The sequence below is a fragment of the uncultured Idiomarina sp. genome, from assembly GCF_964010655.1.
Lineage (GTDB): Bacteria > Pseudomonadota > Gammaproteobacteria > Enterobacterales > Alteromonadaceae > Idiomarina > Idiomarina baltica.
This window is the reverse complement of sequence record NZ_CAXGLS010000006.1, coordinates 76,914-88,307: the sequence shown is the minus strand read 5'-3', so window position 1 is coordinate 88,307 and position 11,394 is coordinate 76,914. Positions and strand designations below refer to the sequence as shown.

The following is an 11,394-nucleotide window of genomic DNA, read 5'->3' as shown; positions in this document are numbered from 1 at the left end:
TAATGGTTGGGAAATGCTTAACCAAAGATTCAAGCTCTTCGTGATACAGCAGATAAGACGGACGTTCGCCAACATTGGGATAATCTAAATCCTTGCGGACGCTGATTGGATCGGTTTCGTGCCATTCGCCATTTTCCCAGAACTTACCTTTTTGCGTGATTTCACGAATATTGATTTCTGGATTAAAGTTGGTCGCAAAGGCTTGTCCGTGGTCACCGCCATTACAATCGACGATATCGAGATAATGAATCTCGTCAAAGTAGTGTTTAGCAGCGTAGGCTGTGAATACGTTAGTCACACCCGGATCGAATCCCGCGCCTAACAGCGCCATCAGACCCTTCTCTTTGAAGCGTTCTTGATAAGCCCATTGCCAAGAATATTCGAATTTAGCTTCATCTTTTGGTTCATAGTTAGCAGTGTCGAGGTAGTGCACGCCGGTTTCCAAACACGCGTCCATGATTGGTAAGTCTTGGTATGGCAGGGCTACGTTGATCACTAGTTTAGGCTGCACTTGGCGAATCAGATCCGCGACTTTAGCAGAATCGTCAGCGTCGACCTGATACACACCTACTACGCGATCGGCGCCGGCTTGTTCCTGCAAGGCTTCACACTTAGAAAGGGTACGGCTTGCCAAATGAATTTCTGAGAACACTTCTGGCAGCTTGGCACATTTTTGTACAACTACGCCGGCAACACCGCCCGCGCCAATGATTAAAACCTTAGACATTCGCTCTATCCTCTATCGTAAATGCAGTATCATTTCTTGCTGCGAAAGATAGCATAAAATTATCAGTGCTTCATTCGCTATCTTTGCCTTGTGTAACTGTCATGTTGAGCTTATTTGCCGCAAATGTCCAAAGCTTGCTGACGTGTTCGATGGTCATCCATGTTGGTCGATCATTTAAGTGACCAGCAGAAGGCTGTGTAAGCAGCAGTATCGGTTTGTCGCAGTTTTGCGCGCGTTGCAAAGCTGCAGCAAGCTTATAGCTGTGCCAGGGCGCCACGCGAGTATTATTTTGGGATGTGCTGACAATAGTCGCCGGATAACAGCTTGTTTTATCGATATTGTGCAGTGGCGAATAGTTATAGAGCGTATTGAATTGCGACGCATCGCTACTCAGTCCATATTCGGTGAACCAGGCTTTGGCGTTGGCGGTTTGATAGCGCAGCATGTCAAATAACCCATTATCAAGTAGCGCGACGTTAAATAGCTTGGGCGACTCGACCATTACTGCAGCACCAAGCATTGCACCATTACTGCGTCCGTAAAACGCCAACTGAGTGTGTGTGGTGTATTGGTGTTTGATCAGGTACTGAGCGGCGCCTTCAATATCGTCAATCACCTGTAGCTTACCCGCTAATCGGCCTGCATCATGCCATTGTTCGCCGAACTCGCCACCACCGCGGACATTGGCAATTGCGACTTGGCCACCGAGTTCCAACCACGTCAACCAAGCAGGGTTGTATGTAGGAAGCATCGAGATACCAAAACCACCATAAGCGATGAGCAGCGTAGGACGTGCTGTTGGCTCGGATTTAACATCTTTACCAACGATAAACATTGGGATCGGCTGGCCATCAGTGGAGGTGTACGTAATTTGTTTTGCTTGGTAGTTGTCGACCCCTGCCGGCTGTTTGAACGAACGCCAAAGTGTCGTGCGTTGCTGTGCTGCTTGGTAGCGATAGATGCTGCCAGGTTGAGTGAACTGTTCAAATTTAAAGAAAGCCTCGCGTCCGACTTTATCTGCTGTGAGCTCCGAAATATGGCCCTGCCCAGGTAGCGCTAACTCCCTTAATACATGCCCTTTTGAATTCAAAATAACTAAGCGTGACTGAGCTTTATCTAAATAATGAGCAATGATCTGGTCATCAATCACAACGGCGTCAGCTAACGTTTGCTGTTGTTCCTCTACCACGATTTTCTGAGATTGCCGCGGTTGCTGGATATCTAATGCAGCGAGTAACCCTCGACCTTGCTTACCCCGCAGTTTAAATATAAGTGATTGTCCGCTGCGGCCGATAAACGTGGCAAATTCATTATCAGGAAAGTTTATGGCAATCAGTTCGTTGGGCTGCTTTACATCAGCCAGTAAGTACCAACGATTTTTGTCAAAGCCAGACGTCTCTTTGATCAATAATGCAGAGGTATCGGGTAACGTATAGATATAGCTGTCATTTTTTATCCCGGTTGCAATCCGTTTGTCTTGTGTTTGTGCCGAACCTAGCTTATGGAAGTATGTTTGAACCGGTGCCTGGCCATCATAACCGCCATCACTGGTTTTCGGATAGCGGCTGTAGTAGAACCCCTTCGAGTCCTTGGTCCAGGCGAGCTGAGTAAATTTCACACCACTGATGACTGGTTGTGTGGGCGGGTTTGGCTCGGCAACTGGCGTGATGTACCAATCAACCCAGTCGCTGCCTTGTTCGCTCAACGAGTAAGCGATAGTCTTGCCATCAGGCGATACACTATAGTCGTGAATCGAGGTCGTGCCAGAGGGATCAAGTTGGTTTGGATCGATCACGATATGTGGTGCGCCCGAGTCTGATTGACGCACGTAGAGTACCGACTGATCTTGCAAGCCATCGTTTTGCAGATAGAACCAATGTCCAGCGACTTCGGTAGGCGCACTGGTACGTTCGTAATTTGATAACTCGGTCAGCCGTTGTCGAATAAACTCAGCGCTGCTTAACTGACCTAAGCGTTGTTCTGTATAACGGTCCTCTGCAGCCAGCCACTTTACTACTTCCGAGTGCTGTTCGTCTTCTAGGATGCGAAAGTCGTCAGTGACTTCTTCGCCGTGATAGTTATCGGTCACGGATTGTGAGGCAAGCGGGGGATAGCCATAGGGATTCTCAGGCTTGGTTGCTGGTTTTTCGTTCTGGCTCGAGCACGCTGAGACTAAAGCGAAAATTAACAGGCTAGCAAACCGTGTGTGCTTCATAGGATATCCCTTTGGTGAAATGAACGTACTATTCTATGAACCCTGACTCAGTGACTCAATCGCTTTACAGAATTTTAGCGATATCTGAACGCATTAGTGCGCTGAGTTGTTTGAAGGAGTCTGCTTTATAAGTATGTTTGAGTGACTGCATCGCGTTTTGAGGAACGGCAAAGTCAGATGGAGTAAATGTGAGCGCATCATGCTTGCTGACTAACGCGCAGGCAAATAGCACACTGTCTAGCGGCAAATTGGCTTCTTTAAAGGCGCTGAGTAAAGCGTTTGTGGTAGCGTCGAGTGTGTTTGATGGAATCTGGCCGTTAAACCACCAACGTTGTTGCGCTGCTCCCCATTCACAAAGAGGCGTACACAGCGCTTCGGCGTCTGGCGTTATTGGAGAGACCCAAAGCGAAGCATAGCGAGCGCTGACGCGATCTTGCTTACTACTGAGTCGGACCAGGTGGTAGCCGTTGGCACGCCAAAACTGAGCTAAACCTGGCTCGTAACCAAAACTTGTACCGAGCGCATGCACGTTTTGCGTTGCTACCCAGTGTCGAACGGCATTGAGGACATTCGAGGCGATATGCTGTCGACGGTGACTTTCTTGAACGGCGATTCTACTCACTCGACACCATCGTAATGCCGCTAGACGGGGGCTTTGCAGAAAGTAGGTGAGACTTTGAGGCAATAAATTTCCAGGTGGACGTCGTTTGCCTAATTGCACTTGCAAAGCGAGGTCATCTGCCAGTGGACCTTCTAGCGCGAGCCAAGCAACCGCGATGACAGAGCCATTGTTAACGTGCAAGTAAAGGTAATGCTGCGGTTCATCGAGTAATAGTTTGAGATCATTTGGACTACTTTGGTAGTGGGCTTCGAGTAGTAACTCAAACGCTTGGTGCAGAGCATCCTCAGGTAGCTCGCTGGCATGATAAACGCCGCTATCTATTGACTGGGTTAATTGTCGTGGCGCCGCATTCAGCAGTAATGCTTGCTGTAGCCAATACTCTAAAGGGTCACCCGTTAACCAACGGATGGGGTCTTGTAATGTGTGCATCTTCACGTGAGCAAATGTCCGTTCGGCCCACTCGACAAAGTGAATAGCAAAGCCTCGGCCACACCCCTCATAACCATCTACAGTTGTCGCTAGCATCCACGCCGGATACTTTTGCACCAACTTTTGAATCGCCCATAAAGGAATACCTGCCGCTTCATCGATAATGAGTCGCTCTGTTGAGCCAGGTTGCTCAATCAGTGTGTCCCATGCAACAAAGTGAGCATGAGGTGCGTGTTTCAGTAATACTTGAGCATTAGCTTTTCTGGGCGCTGTGACAATACATTGGCTTGCGTTGTCGGCTTGAGCAAGCGCTGTCCCTAAACAACTGCTTTTACCACGACCTCGTGATGCAATAACGATATGCACAGATTCCTTGTCCTGCAACTGTTGGACAAGGTCCTGTTGGGCTGCCGTAGGTAGTGAAGGTGGTTTAGCATCGCTTGTGGCCTCAATGGGCGAACGCATTTGCCAACAATCGATGAGCCGATTTAACGCGGGAGAAGGCTGTTGTGGCGTCAGTAGAACTAGCTCGCCACCGGCCATCAAAGTGCCACACAAAGCGGCTATGGCATCAAAATTCAGTTGGTTTCGACAGTCAATGACGACCTGGTTGAACTCGTGTCCAAGGAAGTCTCTATAACGGTTGGTGGCCGCATGGGCTGCGGTATCAGAGTCAGATAAATAAAGCGAAAGGTTGTTGGGGCATGTTTCGAAAGAGGGGCTCAAAAGAGCCCCATCTGAAATGATATGTAATTGCCTAAAGCCAGTATGTTTTAGAACCACGTGATGCCAAAGAATTTGCTTAATACGGTGTTGATGAATACCACAAATAGGATAGCTGGAATAAAGGTGGTAATGGACACACGTACGTATTTAGCTAAGAAGGTATTGGGGTAATTGCTATTACCCTCAGATAACTCTTTTTCAAGGCTACTATAACGCCAGTGCCACCATACAAATAAGCAAATGAGCAAACCGTTAAGCGGTAAAATGGTGTCATAAAACACATCGTAAATGACGTCAAACACAGACTTTGTAGCGCCGCCGTAACTAACAAACTCGGTAAATGCAGGAATGAATCCAAATGAAGTGGCTGCGATAATTGTGAGTACTGTGGTCGCTGCACACATAATTGATAGTGCTTTTTTACGCGACGTGCCACGTTGTTGAATGATGGCTGCCGTCGGTACCTCGATAATAGAAACCAACGAGGTAATGGCTGCCACAAAAGCGAGCAAGAAGAAAATGGTGGCCGCGATGCTGGCGCCAACATATCCAATCGATGCTTCTAACGCGATAAAAATTTGTGGGAAGAATGAAAAGATCATGCTTACCGAAGAATCGCTGAGTGAGTTAGGGTCTGTATTTGGATTAATTGCGAATATCGCCGGTAAGGTCATGAGACCAGCGGTGAAAGCGACCGCGGTGTCTGTTATCGCGACAAGCTTACCGGAGGTTACAATATCGTCCTTACGGCTGAAATAAGAGCCATAAGTGATGAGAATGCCCATACCGAGTGACAAGCTGAAGAATGCCTGTGACAGGGCGCCACTGATTACCGAACCATCAATTTTGCTAAAGTCAGGAACTAAGTAGAACTGAATGCCGAGTGATGCGTTATCTAATGAAAGTACAAAGATAACGAGTAAAATCAGCATAATAAATAACGCTGGCATCAGGAATTTAGCCGCTTTCTCAATACCCTGGCGAACGCCGCCCATGAGAATAATGTTGACGATTAACGTCACCGCGATAAGGAAACCAACAAAGCTGTAGTCGTTGACAAATTGACCGAAGTAACTCGGGTCCGCTAGTTTATTGAGGTCACCGATAGCGGCATGGTAAAGATAACCGAAAATCCAGACAGTGATGACCATATAAAATATAGCGATCATGAAAGGAGTGAGAACAGCTAAGAAGCCTGAAAAGCTCCAAAATGGTTTGCCACTGCCCAATGCTAAATAAGAGCCGAGCGGATTTTTTTGAGCTTTTCGGCCAAGCCCCATTTCGGCAAGCATGACGGGTAGACATATAAATGCAACAAAGAGTGCATAGATTAAAAGAAACGCTCCGCCACCATTTTTAGTTGCAGCGACAGGGAATCCAACCAGGTTACCAATACCAACCGCTGAACCTGCGGCAGCTAGGATAAACCCGATCTTGGAACTGAATTGATCGCGTTGTTCGCTCATTAGTTTCCTTCTTTTTAATTGTTATTGTAGAGCTCTGTATAGCGAGCCAAAAATTTAAGCAATCCTAGCAAGGGGCAGGGCGCTCGGCAAGCATGCGCCCGCCTGTTCTGCGATTAAAGGTGTAAAGCGTAGGTTTAATAAGGAAATTTAAGAGGTTCTGCGGTTTACCAAGACTGCATTTCTATAATCCGTGAAACACACCGTTGAAATGGAAACTTAAGTAGCTCTGCTTGGTACAGGCGGTCAGGCTCATCGGCAGCATTAAGTATGAGTAAGCAATCTCGGTCGTAGCACTCATCGACTAACGCGATAAAACGGCGAGCCTCATTGTCCAAGTGACTTTCGTGTTGATGCGTTGTGTCGCGTTGGTAGCCGTCCTCGACTCCTTGTTGAGTTGAGTTTTTCGGCTTAAAAGTAAAACGTGGAACCTTATCAACGGCGATCTGCTTATAGTGCTCCGCGAGTTCCATATAGTCACGCTGGCTTCTTGGACCCGAACAGAGCTGAGCGAAGTCAAACAGAATCGTTTTTTCTGAACGACATATACAAGGTAACTCGCGGTTCATGATGGTTACTGGCTTATTATCAGATAACTGACCAAAGTGTGCGGCGACTTGCTGCTTAAAGTCTTGTGCTGACTGCTCAATAAAGTAATACGGCGCTTCACCCTGTTTTAGTCGGCGGTAATCAATACCTGAATCAAGGTCAATGATTTGGCATTGGCGCTCGAGCAACTGAATGAAAGGTTCAAAGCGGTGCCGTGCAAGGCCGCCCCGATACAGCTCCGACGGTGGCGTATTTGAGGTTGTGACGAGGGTGACACCGTGACTAAACAACGCCTGCCAGAGATTAGCTAACAGCATGGCATCACCAATATCTTCGACGATAAATTCATCAAGGCATATCACACGATAATCCTGCGCCCATGCTTCTGCGATACTCAATAAGGGGTCGGATTTACCTTGGCGCTGGTTGAGCTGGTCGTGGATATGCTTCATGAAGTGGTGATAATGCAACCTGACTTTTTCTGAAATGTTCAACTGACCGTAAAACAAATCCATCAACATCGACTTTCCGCGCCCCACCGGGCCGTAAATATACACAGAGGTTGGTTCAATTGACTGAACAAGTTGCTGGCGAAGGTGTTCAAGCCGTGCGCACACTGATGCTTGCAGCGTATCTGCTTGCAATTTTCCTGAGTGAATAAGGCTTTGATACTGTGTCTTTATCATAAAAAAGCGGCCGGTTGAGGGAACCGGCCGAACTCGTTGCTAGTGAACAGCCATTAATACATCATGCTGTAAAGAGTTCTACGCGCCTTCGATGCAAGCGGATCACCGTCAGGTAATTGATTGATAACGTCGAGTGCATATTTTTTAGCTTCAGTGCGTGCGGGATCCTTTCGCATTACTTCAAATAACAATGAAATGGCTTCTTCATCTCGGTGCGACTGGTGCAATTGTAGCGCGAGTTTGATTTTTAATTCGCTATTATCTGGCTCTTCCTCGACCTGCGCTTGTAGTGCTTTAATCTCTGGCGAGTCGGCGCTATCTTCAGCGAGTTCGATTTTGCTCATGATCCGTTGATAGTCACTATCTTGCTCGACCATTGGGATCGTCGCCGCGAGCTCCTTAGCTTGTGCTAAACGACCGTGGTCGACCGCTGCTTCTGCCAGTAGTTTGATGGCAGTCATGTTGCTATTATCAATGTCAAAAGCCTGTTTGGCTTGAGTGTAAGCTTCTGCAGCGTTGCCTTCGGCAAGCGCTTGTTGTGCATTTTGAATAAAACTATCGGCTGGGCTTGGCAAATGGGGTTCGAGCATTGTCATGATTTCAGTTTCAGATTTAACCCCCGCGAAGCTGTCAACAGGCTGACCGTCCTTAAAGAAGGCGACGGTAGGCAAACTACGAACGCCAAACTGCATGGCAAGCTCTTGTTGCTCGTCACAATTAATTTTTGCCAAGGTAATGTCGTCGGGGTATTGGCTCGCAATACGTTCTAATACCGGCATTAATTGTTTGCAAGGCTCGCACCAGTCAGCCCAAAAATCGATGATCACTAATCGCTCTTTGGAGCCTTCTAATAAAACTTGCTGAAAATTTTGTAGCGTAATGTCGACAATATTACTTTGTGCCATGAGTCAGCCTTTATTTAATTGTATCAATACATAGCAACATCGGGGCAACCCATAGAAAATTCAATGGCATCATTACTTGAGCCACGCCAGCAGCTTGTCTTTAAGTTTGGTGTAAGGAGGATAACGCAGCGCTACGTCGAACTTAAAGGAACGTTTCATGACTGCCTTTTGGTGACTGAGCGTGTCAAAACCAAATTTACCGTGATAACGACCCATGCCACTTTGGCCAACGCCTCCAAACGGAAGCGCTTCGTTCAGCATAAACATCAATGTATCGTTTGCACAGTAGCTTCCGGCACTGACTTGGTGCTTAACTTGTTCTAGGGTGCGATTATTTTTACTAAAAGCATAGCAGGCTAAAGGCTTGGGCTTTGCTATCACGTAATCAATGGCGGCTTGTATGGACGTCACTGATTTGATTGGGAGTAACGGACCAAAGATCTCTTCGTGATGAAGCGGGTGCTCGCTGTCCAGTCCATCTAAGTTGATGAGTGTGGGCGCGATATAGTTATCTTTACGCTGATAGTCTCCGCCACTGATGATGTCTGTGTCGTCGAGTAGCTTTACAAGACGTTGCCAATGGTTGGCACTAATAATCCGACCGTAATCATCGCTCTGTTGCGGGTCATTGCCGTAAAACAGTTCGATTTGCTCTTTGATTTTGCTTATCAACGTATCGCGAATGCTGTCCTGAACCAGCACATAATCCGGTGCTATACAGGTCTGACCGGCGTTAAGGTATTTGCCCCAGACCAAGCGTCGAGCGGTGACCTCAATATCACAATCTTCACTTACTATCGCCGGACTTTTACCACCGAGCTCTAGTGTTGTGGGTGTCAGGTGTTGCGCCGCGTTACGTAAAACAGCTTTAGCACCATTACTACCGCCAGTGTAGAAAATATGATCAAAAGGTTGTTGGGTGAGTTCGTTAGCAACCGAGACATCCCCGGTGACAACCTTAATCGCATGGTTGTCGATATAGTAGCCCAGCTTATTGGCGATGACCTCTGCGGTGTTTGGCGCATGTTCTGATGGCTTCAGTATTACACAATTTCCAGCAGCAATGGCGGCAATAGCTGGCGCGATAAGTAGCTGCAGTGGATAATTCCACGCCCCTAAAATAAGCACGGTACCGAGCGGCTCAGGATAGAGTTGACTTGATCCAGGCCACGCCAATAACGGCGTTTTCACACGCGTCGGTTTAACCCACTTATTGAGGTGCTTCAGTGTGTAATCGATGTGACTTAATAAATAGTTGAGCTCAGTTAATCGACTTTCGCTTGGATGTTTACCCAAGTCCTGCGTGAGGGCGCGCTCGATCGAAGACTGCTCTTTTGTGAGAAAGTTTTTAATGCCTTCTAGCTGTTGTTTACGCCAAAAAACCGGGCGTGAAAGCCCGGTTTTGTGGGTGTTACTGAGTGAATCAAATAACTCAGCTATTGATGGGGTCGTGCTCATTCAAGGCCGCCTAACGTGATGGTCTTAATTTCCAAGTACTCATCTATACCGTATTTTGACCCTTCACGTCCAATACCCGATTCTTTAATTCCGCCAAAGGGGTTATAGGCGTGGGAAATCGCACCTGTGTTGACACCGACCATGCCGTATTCAAGCCCTTCACTGACTCGGAATATGCGTGCAGTATCTTTAGCGGCAAAGTAGGAAGCAAGACCGAACGGAGTGTCGTTCGCCTGTTGAATCGCTTCTTCCTCAGTTTCAAAACTCGAAATTGCGATGACGGGACCGAAAATTTCTTCTTGCGTGATTTCCATGTCCTGAGTCACACCCGAAATCACCGTCGGAGCATAGAATAAGTCGCCCAGATCGGTCATCACTGATCCGCCTTCTTCTATCTCTGCGCCATCGGATTTAGCACTGATGACGAGACGTTGAACTTTATCGACAGCGTCTTGATCAATCAATGGTCCCAGATCGACGTCTTCTTTATCACCTGGACCCACATTAAGCGCTTTAACTTTAGAGACTACTTTCTTAATGAACTCTTCTTTCACGCTATCTTGCACCAACACACGGTTCGCTGAAATACAAGTTTGACCGCCGTTGCGGAATTTGCACGCCATCAACTGTTCGGCGGCTGCATCTAAATCGGCATCATCGAACACGATAAAGGGTGCATTGCCACCGAGTTCGAGCGAGATCTTTTTAACGTTCTCGGCACATTGCTTCATTAAGATCTTGCCGACACCCGTTGAACCAGTGAAAGACAGTTTTCTAACTTGTTTTGATGTTGCCAGAATTTCGCCCACGGTTTTTGAATCCGTGGTCGGTAAAATATTAATGACACCGTCCGGAATACCGACTTCGCTCGCAAGCTGAGCCAGTGCGAGACTTGATAAGGGTGTCAGTTGTGGTGGTTTAACAACGATGGTGCAACCAGCTGCCAACGCAGGCGCGATTTTGCGCGTGATCATTGCGTTCGGGAAGTTCCAAGGCGTGATGGCGGCGCATACGCCTACCGGTTGTTTGATCACCATGACACGCTTGCTGTTATCGGTAATGGGTAGAATATCGCCGTTGATGCGTTCCGCTTCACCGGCAAACCAATCGACAAAGCTGGCACCGTACTCGACCTCACCAACAGCTTCAGGTACAGGTTTGCCTTGCTCGGCGCTCATCAGTTCGCCCAAAGCCTGCTTGTTGTCCATGATGGCTTGATACCACTTGCGCAACAGTGCTGCGCGCTCTTGAGTGGATGTGGCACGCCATTTAGCGAGTGCCACTTCAGCGGCGTTGATGGCTCGCTTCGTGAGATCGCCATCGGCGTCGGCCACTTCTGTGATTACCTCGCCATTGGCAGGGTTTGTAACGGCGAACCGTTTTTCCGTCGGTACCCAATGCCCCTCAATGAAACAATCCTGCTTTGTGAGTGACGACATAGAGTGAGATGACATAACGCCTCCTGTTATTCGGGTTAGTATATCAATGTAGGCAAAAACTAATGGAATGGTTCAGTTTTTTAGAAAAATAAATGACTATCTCTGTGTAAATGCATAAAACGTATACAAATGAGTTGTAATTTTCCAATAACTAGGTACAATTCGCGCCTCGCAG

General features: G+C 47.5%; 8 protein-coding genes. All 8 read right to left on the bottom strand.

All coding sequences use genetic code 11. The features are described from left to right. Positions 1-727, bottom strand: a 727-nt coding sequence (locus tag ABNS04_RS03300) for a saccharopine dehydrogenase NADP-binding domain-containing protein (protein WP_348671184.1), incomplete at its 3' end; no start/stop codon positions are given. Between the two features lie 70 nt (positions 728-797). Then, positions 798-2,942, bottom strand: a complete 2,145-nt coding sequence (locus ABNS04_RS03295) for a prolyl oligopeptidase family serine peptidase (RefSeq protein WP_272977726.1) — start codon at positions 2,940-2,942, stop codon at positions 798-800. 64 nt (positions 2,943-3,006) lie between these two features. Next, positions 3,007-4,719, bottom strand: coding sequence for a GNAT family N-acetyltransferase (locus tag ABNS04_RS03290; RefSeq protein WP_272977727.1), 1,713 nt, complete (start codon positions 4,717-4,719; stop codon positions 3,007-3,009). A gap of 47 nt (positions 4,720-4,766) precedes the next feature. Continuing rightward, entirely contained in the window at positions 4,767-6,185 is a 1,419-nt protein-coding gene (locus ABNS04_RS03285; RefSeq protein WP_272977728.1) for a sodium-dependent transporter, read from the bottom strand. A gap of 164 nt (positions 6,186-6,349) precedes the next feature. Beyond that, positions 6,350-7,417 carry a cell division protein ZapE gene (gene zapE, locus ABNS04_RS03280; protein WP_272977729.1) on the bottom strand — a complete coding sequence of 356 codons (1,068 nt, stop codon included), beginning with the start codon at positions 7,415-7,417 and terminating at the stop codon, positions 6,350-6,352. Between the two features lie 53 nt (positions 7,418-7,470). Next, positions 7,471-8,322, bottom strand: coding sequence for a thioredoxin (gene trxA, locus ABNS04_RS03275; protein ID WP_006956118.1), 852 nt, complete (start codon positions 8,320-8,322; stop codon positions 7,471-7,473). A 72-nt stretch (positions 8,323-8,394) separates the two neighbouring features. Next, complete coding sequence (locus tag ABNS04_RS03270) at positions 8,395-9,780, bottom strand: aldehyde dehydrogenase family protein (protein WP_272977730.1); 1,386 nt, start codon at positions 9,778-9,780, stop codon at positions 8,395-8,397. Beyond that, the gene (locus tag ABNS04_RS03265; protein WP_272977754.1) at positions 9,777-11,219 is read right to left on the bottom strand and encodes an NAD-dependent succinate-semialdehyde dehydrogenase; all 1,443 of its coding nucleotides are present in this window, start codon (positions 11,217-11,219) and stop codon (positions 9,777-9,779) included. Before ABNS04_RS03265 ends, ABNS04_RS03270 begins: the two co-directional genes overlap by 4 nt. Positions 11,220-11,394: the final 175 nt, after the last annotated feature.